The 20,133-nt window shown below is 36.3% G+C and carries 16 protein-coding genes; 4 read left to right on the forward strand and 12 right to left on the reverse strand.

Going from position 1 to position 20,133, the window contains the following annotated elements:
• Nucleotides 1-9 precede the first annotated feature (9 nt).
• The 3 genes from G5B32_RS11455 to G5B32_RS11465 all read left to right on the forward strand — a co-directional run bounded on the left by G5B32_RS11455 (nt 10) and on the right by G5B32_RS11465 (nt 2,949).
• Nucleotides 10-921: a PKD domain-containing protein gene (locus tag G5B32_RS11455; protein ID WP_165291666.1), complete on the forward strand. Its 912-nt coding sequence runs from the start codon at nt 10-12 to the stop codon at nt 919-921.
• Nucleotides 922-931: 10 nt separating this feature from the next.
• On the forward strand, nt 932-1,966 hold the full coding sequence (locus tag G5B32_RS11460) for a family 16 glycosylhydrolase (RefSeq protein ID WP_165291667.1): 1,035 nt from the start codon (nt 932-934) through the stop codon (nt 1,964-1,966).
• Nucleotides 1,967-2,100: 134 nt separating this feature from the next.
• Complete coding sequence (locus G5B32_RS11465; RefSeq protein WP_165291668.1) at nt 2,101-2,949, forward strand: family 16 glycosylhydrolase; 849 nt, start codon at nt 2,101-2,103, stop codon at nt 2,947-2,949.
• 48 nt (nt 2,950-2,997) lie between these two features.
• Here the strand turns inward: G5B32_RS11465 and G5B32_RS11470 are convergent, their stop codons facing one another.
• From G5B32_RS11470 to G5B32_RS11525, 12 genes are all read right to left on the reverse strand, one after another.
• Complete coding sequence (locus G5B32_RS11470; protein ID WP_165291669.1) at nt 2,998-3,717, reverse strand: basic secretory protein-like protein; 720 nt, start codon at nt 3,715-3,717, stop codon at nt 2,998-3,000.
• 8 nt (nt 3,718-3,725) lie between these two features.
• On the reverse strand, nt 3,726-6,038 hold the full coding sequence (locus G5B32_RS11475; RefSeq protein WP_165291670.1) for a GH92 family glycosyl hydrolase: 2,313 nt from the start codon (nt 6,036-6,038) through the stop codon (nt 3,726-3,728).
• 26 nt (nt 6,039-6,064) lie between these two features.
• Nucleotides 6,065-7,021 carry a hypothetical protein gene (locus tag G5B32_RS11480; protein WP_165291671.1) on the reverse strand — a complete coding sequence of 319 codons (957 nt, stop codon included), beginning with the start codon at nt 7,019-7,021 and terminating at the stop codon, nt 6,065-6,067.
• A gap of 38 nt (nt 7,022-7,059) precedes the next feature.
• A complete protein-coding gene (locus tag G5B32_RS11485; protein ID WP_165291672.1) occupies nt 7,060-8,031 on the reverse strand; it encodes a BT_3987 domain-containing protein in 972 nt (323 codons plus the stop codon).
• Between the two features lie 19 nt (nt 8,032-8,050).
• Nucleotides 8,051-9,856, reverse strand: a complete 1,806-nt coding sequence (locus G5B32_RS11490; RefSeq protein ID WP_165291680.1) for a RagB/SusD family nutrient uptake outer membrane protein — start codon at nt 9,854-9,856, stop codon at nt 8,051-8,053.
• Nucleotides 9,857-9,928: 72 nt separating this feature from the next.
• Nucleotides 9,929-13,003: a SusC/RagA family TonB-linked outer membrane protein gene (locus G5B32_RS11495; protein ID WP_165291673.1), complete on the reverse strand. Its 3,075-nt coding sequence runs from the start codon at nt 13,001-13,003 to the stop codon at nt 9,929-9,931.
• A 329-nt stretch (nt 13,004-13,332) separates the two neighbouring features.
• Nucleotides 13,333-14,052, reverse strand: a complete 720-nt coding sequence (locus G5B32_RS11500; RefSeq protein ID WP_165291674.1) for a response regulator transcription factor — start codon at nt 14,050-14,052, stop codon at nt 13,333-13,335.
• A 1-nt stretch (nt 14,053) separates the two neighbouring features.
• Nucleotides 14,054-15,466, reverse strand: coding sequence for a sensor histidine kinase (locus G5B32_RS11505; protein ID WP_165291675.1), 1,413 nt, complete (start codon nt 15,464-15,466; stop codon nt 14,054-14,056).
• A 250-nt stretch (nt 15,467-15,716) separates the two neighbouring features.
• Nucleotides 15,717-16,820 (reverse strand): two-component regulator propeller domain-containing protein, encoded by a 1,104-nt coding sequence (locus G5B32_RS11510; RefSeq protein WP_206366881.1) that lies wholly within the window; start codon nt 16,818-16,820, stop codon nt 15,717-15,719.
• Nucleotides 16,821-17,019: 199 nt separating this feature from the next.
• A complete protein-coding gene (locus G5B32_RS11515; protein WP_165291676.1) occupies nt 17,020-17,331 on the reverse strand; it encodes a hypothetical protein in 312 nt (103 codons plus the stop codon).
• Nucleotides 17,332-17,398: 67 nt separating this feature from the next.
• A complete protein-coding gene (locus G5B32_RS11520; protein ID WP_165291677.1) occupies nt 17,399-17,602 on the reverse strand; it encodes a hypothetical protein in 204 nt (67 codons plus the stop codon).
• A gap of 338 nt (nt 17,603-17,940) precedes the next feature.
• Nucleotides 17,941-19,074 (reverse strand): MBL fold metallo-hydrolase, encoded by a 1,134-nt coding sequence (locus G5B32_RS11525; RefSeq protein WP_317166115.1) that lies wholly within the window; start codon nt 19,072-19,074, stop codon nt 17,941-17,943.
• A gap of 268 nt (nt 19,075-19,342) precedes the next feature.
• On the opposite strand from G5B32_RS11525, the gene G5B32_RS11530 reads away from it, so the two are divergent.
• Entirely contained in the window at nt 19,343-19,705 is a 363-nt protein-coding gene (locus tag G5B32_RS11530) for a MerR family transcriptional regulator (RefSeq protein ID WP_165291678.1), read from the forward strand.
• Nucleotides 19,706-20,133 lie beyond the last annotated feature (428 nt).

Genomic DNA, 20,133 nt, shown 5'->3' on the forward strand with positions numbered 1-20,133 from the left:
TTAAAAGTTATGTATACTATCAATTATAAATATAAATTACTACTGCTTATTGTTGTATTAATAAGTATATGGAGTTGTACCAAAAGAGATTACAGTTTTGGAGAAATTAAAACACCAACCAATCTACAATTAGAAGCTTCTGTCGTAGGAGTAAATAATACAAACCCAGATGGTGACGGTAGTGGCGAAGTGGAAATTATAGCCAAAGCAGAAGGAGCTATTGCGTATAGAATTGATTATGGTGATGGAACTACAGAAATGATCCAAGGAGGCTCATTCCAACACAAATATCATTCACCTGGTACTAATAATTATACTATTACATTGAATGCAATTGGCAAAGGAGGCATCACCTCGACTATTTCGAAGGACATAAAAGTATTTGTATTATTCGCCATACCTGAGGCAATATTAGAAGCATTCACTGGCCCATCTGGAACGAAGATATGGGTAACAGACAAAGAAGCAATGGGACATTTTGGAGTTGGACCAACGACAGATTTTCTTCCAATATGGTATGAAGCACCACCAAATACAAGAGAAGCTTGTGCATATGATGATGAAATAACATTCAAAAAAGATGAACTCAATAGAATTTCAATTTCCGTAGATAATAAAGGAACTTCATTCTCCATAGGTGCCGCCGCTCCTGTATATGGTGCTAATGGAGGTGATGATTGTTACAGCATAGATGCTGGAGGATCCAAATTATTGACATTCATGAATGCTACTTCAAATTCTACCCCAAGTCAGTCCACAAGGATACAATTCGTTGTGCCTGGAAATGGTATTATCAATTTTGGAACTGGTGGCAATACGTATGAAATTATAGCTGCATCGGATAATCAAATTTTCTTACGCAGTATAGGTAGTGACGGAAATGCGTGGTATCAAAAGCTTAAACCTAAATCTGCAATCTAATTGATTAATTATGAAATTCATTAAATATATTATTTTATCTCTAAGCCTACTGACCGCTTGTGATAATAGCAAGGACGATATTGGCTCTATTGCAGCACCACAAGCATTACAGATTAATGCGATAGTTAATCCCTCTGGTAATGGTGCAGTTACTTTCATTGCATCGGCGGTAAATGCTTCTACTTTCAAATTTGATTTTGGGGACAACAATTCTCAAATTGTACCCTCAGGAAACACATCTCATATATATGCTGAGTCTGGTGTTTATGATGTAAAAGTAATTGCCATCAATAGCGCAGACTCCGTAGTGAAACAATTGCGCCTGCAGGTGAATGTATCAGGTCCTGAAGGAAAAATGATTTTTAACGATGAATTTAACGTTGCAGGTGCTCCGGATCCTAACAAATGGACTTTCGATATCGGGATGGGCGATTGGGGCTGGGGAAATGGAGAATCCCAATATTACACCAGTAGACCTGAGAATATTATCATTGAGAACGGTGTGTTAAAAATTAAAGCCATTCGCGAAAATTATAATGGTGGTACATTTACTTCTGCTCGAATAAAAACACAAAACCGCTTTAATTTCACGTATGGAAAAGTAGAAATAAGAGCAAAACTACCAAAGGGTGCTGGGACGTGGGCTGCGGCATGGATGTTAGGAGCTAATCATACTACTGTAGGATGGCCTAATTGTGGTGAAATAGACATTTTAGAATATGTCGGAAACCAACCAGCTAAAGTACATAGTACGTTACATTATCCCGCACGTCATGGGGGAAATGCAGACGGCAACAGTATTATTCTGACAAATGCAACGGATGATTATCATATCTATTCATTGGATTGGACAGCTGAGCACATTAAAATGTTCGTTGATGATAAATTAATTCATGCTATTCCAAACTCTACAACCATCCCGTTCAATCATGATTTTTATGTAATTATGAATTTGGCTATGGGAGGTACGTTTGGAGGAGATATCGATCCAACTATCCAAAATGCAATGTTTGAAATTGATTATATAAGAGTATATGAACATTAAAACATCGTACTAATATTGTCAATATAAATCATCATAATCGAAATGTTTATTCATCAGTAAAATACTGTTGAATAAACATTTTAAAAATCATCTTCTTTTATTAAATGAAATATAATCAATAATTAAAACACCCTATGATAAACCTTTTTTCGATAAGTTCATATATTGCACTATTAGCAACACTTAGCAACATATTTTCAATTGGAAATAATACTTATTCAACTGAAATAAAATCCAAATCTTATTATAAAACATATACTGAAATTGATTCATTATCGAATTACCAACTCATTTGGAGTGATGAATTCGATATTGATGGCGCTCCAGATTCTAATAAATGGATTTATGACATTGGTAAAGGAGAAAATGGTTGGGGCAATAATGAAGCACAATACTATACTCAGGACAAAAAAAATATACACATTGAAGATGGCCTCCTTAAAATTATAGCTATAAAAGAAGACTATAAAGGCGGTTCATTTACGTCCTCAAGAATCAAAACTCAAGGAAAATTTGATTTTAAATATGGCATCATCGAAGTTAGAGCTCGCGTTCCTGAAGGTAAAGGAACTTGGCCTGCTGCATGGATGCTTGGATCCAATATCACAACTGTAGGCTGGCCACAATGTGGAGAAATAGACATTGTCGAACACGTTGGCAAAGAACTCAATACAGTATATGGCACATTACACTATCCCGAGCGATCAGGAGGTAATGCAGATGGCAGTAAGCTGATTATTAAGAATGCAACTACTGAATTTCATATATACAAAGTGGATTGGAGTGAATCGTCCATTCGAATTTATGTAGACGACAAGCTGATTCATGAAATGAAAATTTCTCCAAATATTCCATTTCATCACAATTTTTTTATTATTCTCAACCTTGCTATGGGCGGAAATTTTGGAGGTCCTATAGATGAGAATATTCAAAAAGCTTTATATGAAGTCGATTATGTTCGAGTCTATCAAAAAAATAAATAGATGGTTATGAAAAAGGAGTGCATATACACTCCTTTTTCATAACTATTATTAAATTTTAGGGTTCGCTATATATTCATTCCACAATTCATCTACATTTTTACCTGTCTTATTTACCCAAAAAGCATCTGTATAGGTTTTATTTCGCATTTGAGCATCTAACGCCTTAACCAATCCTTTTTTCTTATTATTCTCTAGCCACAAGAAAAAACGCGCTGTAATACGATAAGCGTCTGTATATTTATGCGTGCTTCGATATTCTGGCAAACTCCAATTAGCGCCCGCATTATCTACTCCCATAGTATGACGCACATAATCTGCAATTCCTTCTGTAATCCAGCCAGGCCCCGCATTATGCGGATAGCTTTGAACCAGGTGCATAATTTCATGCGTTACGATGTCAATATCTTTAGGATTCTTTTTGAACCATTCTGGATTAAAACGAATAACTCCACCTCCCGCAGCAGCTATTCCGTCATATTCTGGATCAATCACAAAAATCACCTGAGGAGCTGAGTTTTTGTTATAAAGCTTTACCTGCTTTGGATAGTTTATAAAAAACACTTCCTTCAATCGATCCCCTATTTGTGAATCGAAATCTTTGGATTTATTGATAAATATTAAAGTGAATTTTTTCTTCTTTAAGGTATCCACTTGGACCGCATGCTGCATATCACGATTGATATTAGACCAATCGCGTTGCGCAAAAGAAAAATGAATAGTCAAAAAGAAACAAATTACAGAAAGTCCAATATAATTTTTGAAATGCATATTACAGTTTAGAATTTATTTTTATCAGTTGTAAATGAATAAGGAAACGATGATGATTGTGTACCTCTAGATTTGTTGGGTTGCTCACGCATATCAACTTTGAAAACACCACCTTTCAAAATATCAGCATGTTTGATATAATTATAATTATGCGTTTTGGCATTTAAACTTGCTTGATGCACATAGATATTTTTATCCGAATTGTTTGGCGCTTCAATGACAAAACTCTTTCCATTTTCTAAGTAAATAGTAGCCTTTTTAAACAATGGTGCACCTAATACATATTCGTCCATAGCGGGACAAACAGGATAATAACCTAAAGCTGAAAACACGTACCAAGCTGAAGTCTGTCCATTATCTTCATCACCGCAATAACCATCTGCCGTAGCACTGTACATTCGGTTCATGGTTTCACGCGCCCAATATTGAGTTTTCCAAGGCTCTCCGGCATAATTATACAGGTAAATCATGTGTTGAATAGGCTGATTACCGTGCGCATATTGTCCCATATCAGCGATTTGCATTTCACGTATTTCATGGATGACACCTCCATAATAGCTATCATCAAATATTGGTGGCTGCACAAAAACAGAGTCCAACATATTCACGAAAGTTTTGTTTCCTCCCATCAAGTCAATTAATCCTTGTACATCATGAAAAACGGACCAAGAGTAATGCCAACTATTTCCTTCTGTAAATGCATCTCCCCACGTCAAAGGATTAAAAGGACTTTGGAAGCTTCCATCCTTATTTTTTCCACGCATTAAATTCGTCGAAGGATCAAAAAGATGTTTGTAATTCTGACTGCGTTTCGCATATAGTTCTAATTCTTCCTTTGGTTTTCCTAAAGCTTTTGCCAATCTATAAATCGCAAAATCGTCATAAGCATATTCTAAAGTACGCGCCGCATTTTCATTAATCCCCACATCGTAAGGCACATACCCTAAATCATTGTAATACTGTACCCCTTTGCGACCTACAGCGGTCATAGGGCCTTCATTATTTGCGCCGTGTTTTAAGGCTTCATAAAGTGTTTCAATATCATACCCGCGTATTCCTTTTAGATAAGCTTCAGCTATTACAGATGCCGAATTGTTACCTACCATGATATCTGCAAAACCCGGACTACTCCATTCTGGAAGAAAACCTCCTTCCTTATAACAATTTAACAAACCTTCTTGCATCTCTTTATTGATGGAAGGATACACCATATTCAACAAAGGATATAAAGCCCTAAAAGTATCCCAAAACCCTGTTCCTCCAAACATGTATCCTGGTAAAATCTCTCCAGTGTAAGGACTATAATGAACTATATTTCCCTTGGCATCCAGCTCATACAATTTATTCGGAAAGAACAATGTACGATACAGACAACTGTAGAAAGTTCGCATTTGATCAATTGTACCACCCTCTACTTTTATCTTTCCAAGTTTATCATTCCATTGTTTTCTTGCATTAGAGGCAACCGTATCAAAAGAATTATTTCCCAATTCTTTCAAATTGAGCTGCGCTTGTTCTGCACTAATAAAAGATGATGCGACACGCGCATGGATTACATCGTGCTTACCTGCAGATTTAAATCCTACAATTGCACCCACGTGATCCGCTTGAATTTTAAGCACACCATTTTTCTTCCTCTTTCCTTCCCAAACAGCTTGATTTGTAAATGGTCTATCAAAAACGACTACAAAATAATTTTTGAAATTTGGCAATTTCCCTCTGCTATATCGAGATGAGTAACCAATAATCATATTCTTCTCTGGAATAATTTGCACTTCCGAACCGCGATCAAAAGCATCCAATACCACAAACGCACTATCGGTTTTTCCAAAAGAAAATCTAAACATAGCAGCTCTTTCTGTTGGTGTAACTTCAGCTGTCACATCATAATCCGCCAGGTAAACTTTATAATGATGCGGTTTTGCAACTTCCGCTTTATGCGAGAACCAGCTCGCACGCTCATCCTGGTCAAATACAGATTTACCACTCACAGGCATTAATGAAAACTGACCATAATCATTCATCCAAGGAGAAGGCTGATGGGTCTGTTTCAATCCCCGAATTTTGTTGGAAGCATAGGTATATTGCCATCCATCCCCCATTTTTCCTGTCTGAGGAGTCCACATGTTCATTCCCCAAGGCACTCCAACAGCTGGATAAGTATTTCCATTAGACAAGGAAGGGTTTGAATCCGTTCCCATCAAAGGATTTACAAAATCCACCAGATCAGTTGCTCCATGACTTTGTGCAAATAGATTTGGGAACCATAGCGTGAAAAAATAAAAGAAAAGGGCTAAAAATTTAATTTTCTGTTTGTTCATATTAATAGAAGTCTATATTAGATTTATTAGTAAGTAATAGCATTGAAATCTTGCTTAGCCTTTTGAAATTGAGGTTGCCAAGGATTACCATGTCGATCTTTGTCCCCAAAAGCCGCTAACGCTAATTCGGAAAGATCTTCACCAGCCGCTCCGCTCCAAAAATGTATGAATTCCCCAAAATTTAAGTCCCTGGTATACTTTCTTCCGTTAGGAATAATAGTTGTAGGAAAATGCTGAGAAAGAAGCTTAAAGTATTTATTCAAAACGGTTACATTTCCGTATTTGTCATAAATAGGATAAAACCAATCTCTATACCAATAGGTATTTTCTTTAGGGAAATTATCCTTTGTTACCAACATCCGCTTATGCCAGTTTTGTGCCTTGTCAGCCCAACCTAAAGCTTTGTAAACATCATACTGATAAATTTCCATCCATTTACTATCTCCCCAAATCGGCATAGAGGGAGAGTTTAACGTATTATATGATGTACCTTCCACAATATGTCCTATTTCGTGTGCTATCAAATCCAAAGGCTCTCCGACACTATCTAACCAACGGTGGCGACCTAAACCCACGTCGATTATATTAATATATCCATGGCTATTACTCAAATAATAACCCGGGTGACCTCCTCCGTAAGTACCACCATGCAGCGCTACCTTTAGACGGATATCAGAACCGAATGCACCATACGTTTTCCACGTATAATTCCAAATCTTGGTTGCAGCTCGTCTAGGCCACGTCACCGATGGATCCATATCATCATCGTGATAAATAACGATGGAATCATTGTAATACTGTCTAGTAAGTAAAAGCTCATGTTCTAACCAATTTTCACGCCACAACCGCGGAGGTGCATTGGGATCTTCAGAATCAACCGGAACCTCTTCCTCTTCCTCCTCGGGAAGAATTACTGCTGCTTCTTGGCAAGAGAAGCTAAGAAACAGCAGAAGACACACACACAGTAACTTTGAGTTTATCATAGGATACATATTAATATTTTATGAGGCTTCATATAATTCTAATAATATTGAATCAATCGCCATTCAGTCATTTGGAATAAATTCGATCCATTATTAGACACTACAGTCACACGATAATGCGTGTATGGCGTAGTATTGGTCGTTTCAAATCTTTTAGTTTGATTACGGTCAGAAAAGAAATACTCCACTTTATTATCCAACACAGTCCATGTATTACCATCATTAGACGCTTCAAAACGCCAAGTTTTAGGATCTCTTTCACTCGCATCATTACCAGAAGTAAAAGTGTACGCACCTATTACTTGAGGTGTATTATATTTAACCTGAAACCACATACCCGGAGCATATCCTTGTGTTAAATATTTGGTTCCCAAATTATTATCTACCAACTTTGGAGAACCTTCGCCAGCACCTGGCCCACCATTATTTTCGTGACTCACAGAGAAAGCACCTAAATTGGTAATATCTCTTTCTCTCCGAATAAGCGAATCAATTCTAAAATAAGCTGTATTCAAATCGTCTTTTATGTTTGAAGAACCTGCTGAAACTAACTTCACAGGCAACATATAGGATTTACCAATTTGAAGTTGTCTAGCCGTAATCATCACTTTTATAGGATCACTATTCGCCGTTCCTGCTTTGATTACCGATTCTAAGCCTGATATATTATATGACGCTTGTGGGAAAGCAATATAATTGGTACCATGTTCTTGGTTGTATGCGTTGATCAAACTTTCATCCACAGTGAATTTGACGTTTATATCAATATCAGGATATTTAATACCTCCATACGAGGCACCAAAGAATATATCTTGAATTGTATCTATATCAAATAGCTGAAGATATGATTTACTTTCTAAGGCCTGCGCCATATATATCGTTCCCTCATTTTCTACTGTATAATCCACATCTTCTACACAGGAATTTGCAGAACTTAGGATGATACCCGAGAGAGTCATAACCGTTACCAATTGCAAGCAACTGAATTTTATTTTAGTTATAATATTCATTTCTGTTCTTTTTAAAATACTACCATCCAGGATTTTGAACCATTAATTCATTTTTCAAGATTTCATTATTCGGTATTGGGAATAAATAATCTCTTTGTCTGAATACACGTGTTTCGATTAATGTTTTGTCATAAAAAGCATTGCCATCCGCAAACATATTCATCCCGAAAACTTCACCCGCAAATTCTGTAGCAGCTGTCTTCCAACGTCTACAATCGAAATAGCGAACATTTTCAAAAGCTAATTCCACTTGACGTTCACGGCGAATAGCATTACGCATAGCCGTTTGCGATGCCGGAGGAGTAATTTGTCCAGCTCCATTGCCATACGTTGGAATACCTGCACGTTGACGAACAAGATTTAGGTAAGTCAAAATGTCGGCGTTGTTTGGAGCGTATTCATTCAGAGCCTCTGCATAATCTAAATAGATTTGTGCTAACCGCAACTGAACAGATCCTCTACTGTTATCATTGGTCGCGACATTTTTACGGACAATATATCCTGTTGGAGAGACATCGGAAGTACTTTGTTTACGTCCGGAATTTCCCGAAAGCTCCATAACTGTCATTACTTCACTGGAATTTGAACCTTGGTTGAGCCAATAACTTCTATTATAGGTAATCCCTACATAAAAACGTGGCTCACGATTTGCCCAAGCCTTGAACGTACTTCTGGCACTTACGTCAAATGGTGCGCGGAAATTTTCAAAACCCGAAGATTCATATCCTGAAGCCGCATCTGTAATAGGCAAACCATTCGCCATATAATAAGCGTCCACAATTTTTTGAGTAGCACCCAATGCTCCTCCGCCCTGTACATTGGTAGTATATCCTACGTGTTTTGGTCTTCTATCGTAATCTGAATAGTTTGCTGCATTGGTACGTGCAAAAATCCATTCTTCATTCCATTCTCTGGTCATTACATTACGTGTCGACAAATATGCTTTTACAAATGGATCGGCATTATTTTCTTCATACAACTTGTAAGTCGTTGGCACAAATTCATTCAAAAATTCTTTAGCGGCATCCGCAGCTAATTTCCATTTATTGGCATCATACGTTGTATTAATCAATTGCTTGCCATCCGTGTTTTTAAGATTGGCATAATCGCTATTGCCATTGAATAATGGGCTAGCCGCTAGATGCAATGTTTGTTGTTTGAAAGCTTTTGCCATACCTTTGGTCATACGGCCATATTCACTATTCACGGGAATAGTCGGCAGATCCACATAAGCTAAATCTAACTCTGAAACGATAAATTCAACACATTCATCGAAGCTGCTACGTGGCAAAAGAACCTCAGACAATGGTGCATCTACAGGAATAACCTGTGTAACCAAAGGAACTGGTCCGTAAATTCGAATCAAAAAATAATAATATATCGCTCGAAGCGCTCTGGCTTCGGCTTTATATCTTGATTTCATAGACTCATTAACTTCCGCTGGATTTGCTGAATCTATTTTATCGATAAAATCAGTTGCATTACGAATGGATTTATAATAATTGTCATAAAATGTAGATACCGAACCATCTGTAGTAGACCACGTACTTTTGTTCATATTATTGGCATAATTGAAATCCCAATTATATTTAGCTTCATCAGAAGCAGCGGTCCATGGCCCAGAAAATTGAGTTCCAACAAATCGTTGAGCCATTTCATTGGGAAGGTTCGCATATATTTGCGTAAGGTAATTATCTACATAATTCTTTGACTTGAAGATATCATCTACAGTCAAAACATCATCAGGAATTTGATCCAGAAAGCCGGCACAAGAGGATAGAAAAACACCTCCTGCCATCAGTATTGATAATATTTTAGTTTTCATGTTGTTTACTTTAATGTTGCTAATCCCACCTAATTGGATATGATTTTTCTTCATCGCTAAGTTTGTTTTAGATTAAAAATTAGCTTGAATTCCTAATGAAATTGTACGTGTATTCGGATAAGAAGAACCGTTACTAGTATTCAACTCTGGATCCCAAAGTTTGAATTTACTCCAGTAATACAAATTCACTCCTTGCACGTAAATTCTAGAATTTTTCAATCCCCAATTTTTCAAACGCTCTGTAGGCAAGTAATAGCCAAAATCAACAGTTTTTAAACGTAGAAAATCAATATCTTTTACCCACCAAGATGAGGCTACAGCGTTGTTTGTATTCACCGAATTACCATACCCTAAGCGTGGATAGAACACATCAGATGAAGGATTATCTTCAGTCCAACGCGACTCTGCAATAGCAAACAAATTGCTTCGCTCCGCACCGATACTATTGTTGAATGGAATTATACCATCACCCGAAATTCTTCTCTCGGCTCCTTGCACCCCTTGGAAAAAGGCACCGAAGTAAACTTTTTTATAGTTCACATTGAAGCCAGCACCATACACCAAGTTAGGCACATCGCCATTACTTATTTTTGTTTGGTCATAGGTATTGATTACACCATCACCATTCAAATCCTTGTATCGAATATCTCCAACACGTTGCGCACCCAAAGCTGTTTGATCTGCATGCACGTCTATTTCTCCTTGACTTTGGAAAAGACCATCTGCAACATAACCGTAGCCCGCTAAGTAATTTCTTCCACGACGTTCTAGATAAGGGAATAATTGACTTGGATTATCATTCTCCATTACTTGATCCTTGTTGTACGAGAAAGTACCATTGAAAGACCAAACTGTCTTGCCTAACTCTAGATTTTCTAAGGCTACAGTACCGTCAAAACCTTGGTTTTTGATGATACCTAAATTTCCATAAGGTTGGTTTTGAAGACCTAAATAATTTGGCAAACTACCTCTTTGCAAGAATACTCCAGAGCGATTTTCTTTAAACCAATCCACCGTAACATTTAACTTTCCTTTCAGTGTAGTAAACTCTAAACCGATATCATGTTTGTGCGATTCAGCCCAGGTCACATCATACCCATAATCCGAAATTGCTACTCCGCCGTAATTCACATTACTAGTACCATTCCAGAAAGAATAGCCGTTAGCACCAGTGGAAACAATAGTTAAGAAACCGAAGCGACGTCCACCACCGCCAGATCCAGTGATACCGTTGGAATAACGCAATTTGACCATTTGGAAAGTTTCTTTAGCCGATTCGAAGAATTTCTCATTCGATAATATCCAGCCTACACCAAAAGAAGGGAAGAAACCAAATCTTCGGCTTGGCACAAAGTTTTCCGAACCATCATATGCAAAATTGAATTCTGCAGCATAACGATCATCGTATAAATAATTCGCTCTACCTACCATACGTTGCGTACGATAAGGTAATGAAGAGGTTAAATCGCCAGCAAAAGCAGAAACTTCATCAGTCTGCGTATACAACAATAACGCATTCAGATTATGCTTATCAAACTGACGATTGTAATTGAAACCGCCTTCGAAATAAAATTGTCTATCACCGCTATTGCCTCTGTCATAGCCCAAATCTTCTGAACCATTGGACATAATCACTAAATTCAATGAACCATCTTCATTGTATGGGTTTGCACGATCAATAGAATAGGTTGTTCTGTTACGCGTACGCGCAATATTGTGTGAGTTATTCGTATCAAATGAAAACATTCCATAAGCCGATAAGCCATTGGTGAAACTGCTCAAATCTTGTGTAATTCTCGCGCTAGAATTCAATTGGCTGGAAAAATTATTTTGATAACCAGTCTGTGTTACTAACGCATAAGGATTAGGTTGAGCATCAGAAGATTGGTTAACTGCGGGAACAAAATTCCCTGGATACATCAAAGGATATAATACCGGATTTGTCTGCATCACACGTCCAAACGCTTCTTGCGGATTTACACCCGGATAATTATTGTTAATAACATACCCTAAAATTCCCAAAGAAAATTTTGTGGTTTTGGTCCAATTCATATCCACGTTTGAAGTGAAATTATACCTTCTGAAACGAGTATCAGCCTTATAGCTTTGTAAATTATCAGTTTTTAGCAAACTGGTCTCATCATAGTATGAAATAGCCGTATAGTATTGCGTATTTTCTGTTCCCCCACGCGCACTAAAATTAGCCCTTCTGTTATAAGACGCTTTTTTGAATAAAGCATCTAACCAATTAACATTAGGATATAAATTCGGATCGGTACCATTTAATGTATTTTGGATATACTCATCACTGTATTCTGGAGCCAATCCAGAAGCCACCATCGCTTCATTACGCAAGCGCATATATTGCTCCGCATTAGTTAAATCTGGTCTTTTGGTAAAATCTACCATACCTTGATTGTAGTTAAACATCAAAGAAGGTTTTCCTACACGACCTTTTTTGGTGGTGATCAAGATCACGCCATTTGCACCTTGCGCTCCATATACTGCCGTAGCTGATGCATCTTTCAAGATGGTCAACGTAGCGATATCCTCGGGATCAAAAGCATTTAAATCCCTTCCTTGTACGCCATCTACCACGATAAGTGGTGAAGCACTATTCTGTGAATTGAACGTCGAGATACCACGTATCCAAACATCAGCGGAATTACTACCCGGAAGACCTGTACGTTGTACACCTACCAGACCTGCAATTCGACCCGCTAACGTCGCACTTAAATTCGCTACTGGCTGTTTAAGATCTTCGACTTTTACAGTAGATTGCGAGCCGACCATGTTGATTTTACGTTGTTGGCCATAACCTACCACCACGACTTCATTTAAGCTGTTGTTCAATGCTTTTAGCGTAATGGTAAGAGTAATGCTGTTGTTAATGGCTACAACCTGGTCTTCAAACCCAACATAAGAGAAGCGAAGAGAATCGCCACGCTGAGCTAAAATTTGAAACGCACCAACTTGATTGGTCACAACACTTTGTTTGGATTTTAAATTGGTAACACTTACGGAAACCAAATTCTCGTTCAATTCGCTTTTTACGACCCCTTGAATTTCGATGTTGGAATTACCTTGAGCGATAACCATAGAAGTCCCCATAACTATTAGCAATAGTATTTGAACCGCTCTTGTCATAAACTTTAAAATGTGCAAATTTCTCATCTCATAAATAATTGATTAGTTTGTTTTTCTGTAGATATTAATAATTCAGATAGGTATATAATTTGAAATTCTTGTTAATCTAGTCCATAATCACTGAAAAAATGGTTTACCAGAATGTTCACTACGCATATTTGTGTTTAAATTCATCGTTTAATTGGTATAATATAATCTCACTTACAAACGGTTTAGAGCCGTTGCATAAAATTAAGAAGAGAATAAACAGCAAGTTGTTAACCCATTCCTAATGGATTGTTAACAGATTGTTAATAAAAAGAGAAATAGTAAAATACGAAGGCGATATTTTACGGATTGGAATCCTCCAACTTGAATATAAAACCTACACCGTATATGTTTTCAATACGAATAGTGGAAGATTGACTAAGAATTTTTCGCAAGCGCGAAATAAAAACATCCAAACTGCGGCCCATGAAATAATCGTTTTCACCCCACACCGCTGTAAGGATTTCATCCCTTTTAAGCACTTTATTTTTGTGTGTAAAAAAGTATTCCAGCAAGTCGACTTCACGTTGCGTTAACACGATAGGTTTTTGATTACCAACCACCAGCTGCATCAAGCTCGTATCGAAAGAAACATCCGAAGTTTGATATAATACATTGTGAGGAACGGTATGGGTTTCTGCATCATTAAATAGTCCCGATCGTCTTAAAATAACCTTTATACGTAAGATTAATTCATCTATATCAAAAGGTTTGGTAATATAATCTTCCGCGCCTATGTCGAGACCATAGATACGGTCTTTCTTTTCATTTCGAGAGGTTAGAAACAGGAAGAATATATCTTTGTTAATCATTTTGATTTGTTCAGCTATTTCAAAACCATTCATATCTGGAAGTTGAATATCCAGAATAACTAAGTCATAGTGAACTTTAGATACTAAAAGCTCTACTGCAGGTTTGCCGCGTTGCATCCAAGTCACTTCAAAGCCTTTTAGCTCCAAATATTGCTTTACAACATTTCCCAAATCCAGTTCATCTTCGACTAAAAGTATTCTCGCTGACATATTATTTCTTTGCGTTAATCTTAATAATAAAACTACTTCCCTTATCGACCTCACTATCCACACGCAATTCCCACCCATGCAGATTGACCACTTGTTGTACATAAAATAGACCAAGACCTAGTCCTCCTTCTTCCACACGTTCTTTGCCGCGGAAAAACTTTTTGAAGATATGCCTTAAGTTTTGCAAATCTATTCCCACACCATTATCTTGTATCTCAACGAACACAAAATGCTCCTTAGAATACACTTTTACTTGGATAATCTTTTCTTTGGAAGTATTATACTTAATACCATTATCCAGCAAGTTGTATATCATCGTGGTAAAAAGAAATTTATTCAATTCCACTTCATTGACCTCATGTTGCAAATCAGGAACAATAGAGACATTGCTATCTAATTTTAAACTGTAATCTTCTAATAACTCCAACAGTACTGAAGGCAGGTAATATCGCTTCTTTTCTAAATTGACACTAGAAAGTTGAGAAATCATCAGCGATTGATTGATAAGATTCTTCAAACGCAAGGATTGCCGCTTAATAACAGCAATCAAATCTCTGGTTTTGGTTCTATCATTATCATTAACTGAGCTTTCCAAAGATTGGTTAGCTACCAAAATAGTTGCTATGGGCGTATTAAATTCATGCGAAATACTATTGATAAAATCAGAGGTCATCGCGGTCAATTTCTTCTGCTTCATCCAATTGCGATAAGTAATAAAATAAATTCCGACCACAAGCGCTATGGTTAACAGCGATAGCAGAAATGTAGGAAGCATTGCCTTAAAAATTTGTAATTGTCTATTGTCCTGATCTACATACAGCATAAATGTTATTTGGTAGGAATTTTTCGTATGCGCACTAACCGTATATCCAGACACCTGACTTTGCTTATCTACTTTATTCAGCGTGCCTGCTATCATATCACCATTTGGATGAGAAGGAGTAATACCTTTGACACTTGGCAAGAAAACGGGAACATAATTTACGCCATCAAACGAAAGACTCAAATGCTCAATGTATAGCCCATACCGCAGTTTGTCACTGAGATGGTATTTCTCGATCATATTAGGAAAAATCGTATCCATGTTTTGCTTCAACCGCAACTCAGCGACCATCTCCTTCCATACCTGAGCTAATGTCTTCTCATAAGCTTCACGATCAGTTTCGTACAACTTTTGAAAGAGTGCCATACGGGGCATAATATGACTATCGATAATTTTTTGAGAACCAGGAAACAATTTATCGTTACGAATCTGCGCGCTATAATGTTGATTGATAATATCCTTTTCTTTGAGATAATATTGGTTGTTCGTTAATTCGAACGTATTGTATATCAACTTAAACTGCACAGTCACGAGACACACTAGACTGATAATAGCAATAAAACGGTAGATGCTGTGCGACTGAACAACCATAGGACGATCCGAAATTTGATGTATAGATTTTAATTGGAAAAAACATCTAAATATAGCGGATATAATTTATTATTCTAGAAAAGATGATTTTTTAAGGCGCCTTCTAGTATTTTACACTTCCAATAAAATTGACTTTAAAGTTTTAGTGCTGGAGAAATAGCGGATCTCGGAGCATAAAGTTCACAATTTATTAGTGAAGTTGATTTGAAAAGAATGTTCAATTAACAAGTAATCCACCCAATTTTAAAAACTACTGTTTGACTTCATAATTCTTAAATTGCTTTTCAAAAGTTTTTCCGTTAAACTTAAATATATTACCATCGGCCATTCCAAAAAGCAAATTGTTTTGGTTGTCTTTATAAATGGTCCAAATCATGGGTTTAGATGGATTATCGCTAATTGAATAGTTGGTAAACTTTAGACCGTCATATTTCCAAGCCCCAGTATATACATCACCAAACCAAATATTGCCATCCAAATCTTCTTCTATAGCAAAAGGGTGTTCAAGCGTACCGGGTAGTGATTTATTACCTCCTCTTCTGGTGCTTGTTGGGTGGATTAAATTATTCTTTTCAGAAAAATTAATGATGGAATTATTTTCAATTAGCAAAACGCCAATTCCATTATTTCCTATCCAGATCCGACCTTTTGAATCGGCTAATACACTTCTTATATGCAATTGCTCATTATCCTTTAGTTTTAATTTTTCAGCATCAAAGATGTTTACCATTTTGTTATCATAACTAAATAATGCTGAATAAGTTGCAATCCAAATTTTACCGGCTTTATCTTTTGAGATACCCGTAACACCATAAGATTTATCAGGTTGTTTATTTTTGGGTTTTGGAAAAATCAGATAGTTCATATTTATGCCGTCAAAACGATTAATTCCGTCTTCTTCCCAAGCATAAAACCATAAATCTCCATGGGTTTTATTCCAATCTAATATTCCATTGTTATTTTTAGATGGGTAATTAGTAAGCTTCCCTTTTTCATATACACTTATTCCGTTTGCAGTTCCAAACCAAATTCTACCATTCTCATCCTCTTGGATAGATCGAATTTGATTGTCGGATAACCCTTCCTTTGTTGTAAAATAATCATATGATTTCCCATTATAAAAGCTTACACCTTCATTATGACTTCCCAACCAATAATTGCCTTTACTGTCCTGAAAAATAGCACGTATTGCAGAAGTAAATTTTAAAGTATCAGTTTTTGAAGTTGCGATCGGTTCGGGATTGATAGTTTCTATTTTGGTAGATTTCTTTTCAACGCAAGAAAAATTTAGCGTTAATACGAATATTAGATATATCAATTTTTTGTTCATTTTGGCTTTTGGAATATGATTCATAATGTCTGCGGGGCTTGGCTTCAGAGGTGAATTTCGAAGCATAAAAGTTTCAAAACTATTGAGACGATAAGCAAACCCAATTAACAGATTAAATTTAAGAAAAAAGTCAATATAGCTGGCTTTTAGTGGAATAGAAAGTTAAACTTCAATTTTCATCTTAAACGCCTGACGCAAAACCCGTTTTAGCTGCTGCCAAATCTCACATCGAATATAATGTTTGCAAAAATGTCCCATAAGTTCCGATATCAATCAACTCGTCTTTGTCAGAATTTATTGCAAGTCCGAACATTTTAGTTTCTTCGTCAAAATAAATTTTGTAGCCATTTCCGTCTTCAGTTCCTTCAAGCACAGTCCATAATTCGTAAACGTTAATAGAGTCATTAGCGTTTTTATATTTCTGTTTTGTAGGCTCGATCAAACACTTTGTTAAGTCAAGTCCAGATACATTATTTATATCAGGTTCGGCAATTATTTCACTATTTATTATGTCTCTAATATCCTCGGCTGTCATTCTATGAGTTTTAAATGTTTGATAAGATTTTTTTCAACTTCTTCCGCAGACAAATTATTAAAGTCACTCAGGGTGTATATGGAAATTCTTCTGTTGATGGTGGGTTTGACAGCGAAACATAAAGCACACTGTCAACTCTTCCGTTGTCAGTTATATAAACTGTATATTTTTTTGTTTTGTCTGCAAGTCCAATTGCTGTATTGTCAGCGTCCCAATAGTCCGTTACGAGCATATTTTCTGAACCATACTTATCTAAAAGATGGTCTGTCAATTGCTTTATTGGTTAAGTCTTTTGTTCCAAGTTCTAAATTCTTGTTATTAGATTGTTGTCTCTATTGGTTGCAGCTAACATTTTTGAGCTTAGCGTCAGTGGCGGAAATTGAAGCGTCCCGATAAATATCGGGATCAATTTAGCGATACTGTAAGCAAAAGCCAAATAATTGAATAAATTTAAGAAAAAAGTCAATATAGCTGGCTTTAGTCGAATAGAAAGTTGTAACTTTAATTCCTCCCTTAAACCGCCATTGCGCCAATACGATGCTGCGCGATCAGCATTATTTATTTAGTGTTAACGTTTTAAGACTTTTAGTCGTTAGATAATAGGTCTTTCTAATTCAGTCCTAACCACCATTGCTTAAATTGTTGCGTAGTATCTTTTAGATAAACTAATTCCCCAATTATTGGAGTTACTAAGGGAATGTTATACGATTTATTAAGTTCTGATAATTTAACTAGCGGCTCGTCCCAATCATGACTTGCTAATGCAAATTTTGAGGAATGGACAGGAAAAATCCGTTTCGCATTTAAGTCCTGGGCTGCTTTCAACACGTCTTTGGGCAGGTTATGAATGTATTTCCAAGCCTCATTGTATTGTCCATTGTCTAAAATGGCTAAATCAATAGAACCATATTTATTGCCTATTTCTGCATAATGTGTGTCATACCCGCTGTCGCCACCAATATAAATTTTCATGCTTGGGGTTTGTAATACATACGAAGCCCATAAAGTGTTGTTCGTAGATAAACCTCTACCCGAAAAGTGTCGGGCAGGCTCTACAAAAGCAGTAAAACCGTTATTCAATTCTACTTTTTCGTTCCAATCCTTTTCAATTATTTTACTACTATCGTATCCCCAATGTTCAAAATGAGAGCCTACTCCTAAACCACAAATCACTTTTTTTGTTTTCTCTTTTAATGCAATTAGTGTTTCATAATCAGCATGATCGTAATGGTCGTGAGAAATAAACAAATAATCAATACTAGGCAAGTCGGCAACAGTGTAAATGTCCGTACCTGTGAATGATTTGGTCGTGCCTGGAATTGGCGAAGCATTTCCACTAAAAACAGGGTCAACCAAAATTCGCTTTCCATCAATTTGCATAAAGTAAGACGAATGTCCGAACCACACTAAAATATCCTTATCAACTGGCAAATTCAGCAAATCTGTTTTCACGGAAGTAATGATGTCGGACGGGTTATGTCTTGGTTTGTCTTTTAAGTAGGCTTCGTAAAGCACTTTAATCCAACTATGTCCTTCGGCAAGAGTAGGTGTATGATTTAAATTTTGGAATTTCCCCTTTTTAAAATTCGGTGATTGTTGCATTCTTTCAAGCCGTGTTCCACTTGGGCTTTTCCCGAATTTAGCTTGCTGCATATACAGCCCAGTTGCTATAAGCAATGCTCCAATGGTGATGAATGTTATTACCACTAATCTCTTGAAAATTTTTAAAAAATTCTTTTTCACTTCTTATAATTCAAACAACTACCGTTTGCTCACGTTAATCCGAAGTTGTTTTTTTAACTTTATTATTATTGATTTCATACGTCAACAAAAAACAGCCCGTCAATCAGAATCATATTTTTCAAATTATTGAAAATACTTCTACAACATATTTGTACTCATAACCTGCAGATTTTAAAGTTAATCCATAAAAATATGATGTATATTTAATACCTACAAGTATGAAGTATGGTATATACTTCATATTTTTTTTCAACAATAATACTATATTATGTTAATAAACGAATTATCAAAGCGGACAGGTGTCTCTATTCCGACATTGAGATACTATGAAAATTATGGTTTGTTCAAAGGCGTTTCTGATGAAAAAGTAAAAACAAACAACTACAAAGACTACGATGAAAGTATTGTAGAAAAAATTGAAATGATAAAAGGTGCAAAGGAAGCGGGCTTTACCCTGTCAGAAATTAAAAAGCTGATTGACAGTTGGTATAATAATCGTCTTTCTATTGATAAGAAAGTAGAAGTAGTAAAAAATAAAATAAATGAAATCGATAGCAAAATTCGTCAATTAAAAAATGTCAGAAAATTACTTTCAGAATGTATTGTTGCTATTGAAAAAGGAGATTGTTAATCTAAAAGTGGTATAGCCTGACTGATAACCTATAGCCTGACTGATAACCTTTTTCTTCTTCGGGAAGTGGTGGAAATTGAAGTATAAATGTTCAGTTTTGCACAAAAGTTTATTAGAAGCACAGAGCTCCAAGATTGCACGTCAGCCCGCCTAACGCAAAAGTCGTGTTATAGGTAGCTATTATCTTTAAAAAAGATCAATAATAAAATTACCCATTTCAATACTAAACATAAACATTACAGCTATTAAAATTCCAGTCAGAATAAAAGGATTTTGTCGGTATGACAGGATTGGGGATCAAGCAGAATTCTTGGGGGGAGTGTTAAAAATTTCTTAGTTTAGCATCCTTAATACAAATATCCCTTGCAAGAAGCCGAACGTAAATTACTATCTTTATTGCTGCCCGAAGGGCTTTTGGAATACTTTCT

It is taken from the genome of Sphingobacterium sp. SGL-16 (assembly GCF_011043515.1).
GTDB classification, from domain to species: domain Bacteria; phylum Bacteroidota; class Bacteroidia; order Sphingobacteriales; family Sphingobacteriaceae; genus Sphingobacterium; species Sphingobacterium litopenaei.

Bases quoted from the DNA above. Each gene is read 5' to 3' on its own strand.
- G5B32_RS11500 (WP_165291674.1), bottom strand. From the start codon at position 14,052: ATGTCAGCGAGAATACTTTTAGTCGAAGATGAACTGGATTTGGGAAAT.
- G5B32_RS11505 (WP_165291675.1), bottom strand. From the start codon at position 15,466: ATGGTTGTTCAGTCGCACAGCATCTACCGTTTTATTGCTATTATCAGT.
- G5B32_RS11480 (WP_165291671.1), bottom strand. From the start codon at position 7,021: ATGATAAACTCAAAGTTACTGTGTGTGTGTCTTCTGCTGTTTCTTAGC.
- G5B32_RS11465 (WP_165291668.1), top strand. From the start codon at position 2,101: ATGATAAACCTTTTTTCGATAAGTTCATATATTGCACTATTAGCAACA.
- G5B32_RS11515 (WP_165291676.1), bottom strand. From the start codon at position 17,331: ATGACAGCCGAGGATATTAGAGACATAATAAATAGTGAAATAATTGCC.
- G5B32_RS11510 (WP_206366881.1), bottom strand. From the start codon at position 16,820: ATGAATCATATTCCAAAAGCCAAAATGAACAAAAAATTGATATATCTA.
- G5B32_RS11495 (WP_165291673.1), bottom strand. From the start codon at position 13,003: ATGACAAGAGCGGTTCAAATACTATTGCTAATAGTTATGGGGACTTCT.
- G5B32_RS11490 (WP_165291680.1), bottom strand. From the start codon at position 9,856: ATGAAAACTAAAATATTATCAATACTGATGGCAGGAGGTGTTTTTCTA.
- G5B32_RS11460 (WP_165291667.1), top strand. From the start codon at position 932: ATGAAATTCATTAAATATATTATTTTATCTCTAAGCCTACTGACCGCT.
- G5B32_RS11455 (WP_165291666.1), top strand. From the start codon at position 10: ATGTATACTATCAATTATAAATATAAATTACTACTGCTTATTGTTGTA.
- G5B32_RS11530 (WP_165291678.1), top strand. From the start codon at position 19,343: ATGTTAATAAACGAATTATCAAAGCGGACAGGTGTCTCTATTCCGACA.
- G5B32_RS11485 (WP_165291672.1), bottom strand. From the start codon at position 8,031: ATGAATATTATAACTAAAATAAAATTCAGTTGCTTGCAATTGGTAACG.
- G5B32_RS11470 (WP_165291669.1), bottom strand. From the start codon at position 3,717: ATGCATTTCAAAAATTATATTGGACTTTCTGTAATTTGTTTCTTTTTG.
- G5B32_RS11475 (WP_165291670.1), bottom strand. From the start codon at position 6,038: ATGAACAAACAGAAAATTAAATTTTTAGCCCTTTTCTTTTATTTTTTC.